The organism is Planomonospora algeriensis, assembly GCF_977012225.1.
The window spans coordinates 1-1,143 of record NZ_CDRNDK010000903.1 but is presented as its reverse complement, the minus strand read 5'-3'; the positions used below and the strand labels follow the sequence as shown (position 1 = coordinate 1,143).

Below are 1,143 nucleotides of genomic sequence, written 5' to 3'. Positions count from 1 at the left end.
AACCTGAGCCTGAGCGGCGGCGCCGACGGCTCCAGCAAGGCCAGCGGCACCAGCTACGGCAACGTCAAGGACGGCGACACCAGCACCTACTGGGCACCCAGCGGCTCGACCGGCTCCGTCTCGGTCAAGTGGGGCAGCGCCACGACGGTGAGCAGCGCCGTCATCAAGCAGGCCTCCGGCGGTGGCTCCATCGGCGCGTGGCGCCTGCTCAACGCCGACAAGGGCTCGGTCCTGGCCAGCGGCAGCGGCGACCCGGGCACCGTCTCCTTCGCCTCGACCTCGCTGAAGAAGCTCACCCTCGACATCACCAGCGCGTCCAGCGCGCCGCGGATCGCCGAGTTCGAGACCTACGCCGCCGGCGGCGGCTCGAACCCGACCTCCAGCCCCACCCCGACCGTCACCCCCACCTCCACCCCGACCACCACCCCCACCGGCAACCCCGGGACCGGCACGCCGACCGGCCAGTGGCCGTCCTCGGCGGGTTCGGTGAAGATCTCCGGCACCGTGTCGGTGTCCGGCACCTTCGACGGCGGGATGAAGACCTACTGCTGCATCGGCGACGGCGGCCAGAGCGAGTCGCAGGACCCGATGTTCAAGATCGCCAACGGTGGCACCCTGCAGAACGTCATCATCGGCTCCCCCGCCGGTGACGGCGTGCACTGCGAGGGCACCTGCACGCTGAAGAACGTGTGGTGGAACGACATCGGCGAGGACGCCGCCACCTTCAAGGGCACCGGCGGCGGCACCTCCTACGTCATCGGCGGCGGCGCCAGGTCCGGCTCCGACAAGACGTTCCAGCACAACGGCAACGGCACGGTCAGCATCTCCGGCTTCTACCTCAACGGCTCGGGCAAGCTGTACCGGGCGTGCGGCAACTGCTCCAGCTCGCACCAGCGCCACGTGAAGATCGACAACGTGCTGGTCTCCGACGTCAAGATGGTCGCCGGCATCAACTCCAACTGGGGCGACACCGCCACCATCACCCGCCTCGTCGTCGACGGCAGCGCCACCGTCTGCGGCAAGTACAAGGGCGTCAGCAAGGGCAGCGAGCCCAGCTACATCGGTGAGGGCTGGAACGACTCCAACTGCAAGGTCACCAAGAGCGACGTCACCTACAAGTAGGCCGTAGGCACGTCCTCGGCA

The 1,143-nt window shown here is 68.8% G+C and carries 1 protein-coding gene; it reads left to right on the top strand.

All coding sequences use genetic code 11. The features are described from left to right. The coding region (locus tag ACWJ6R_RS36770) for a pectate lyase (protein WP_449066616.1) at positions 1-1,122 on the top strand (1,122 nt) is incomplete at its 5' end. Between the last annotated feature and the right edge of the window lie 21 nt (positions 1,123-1,143).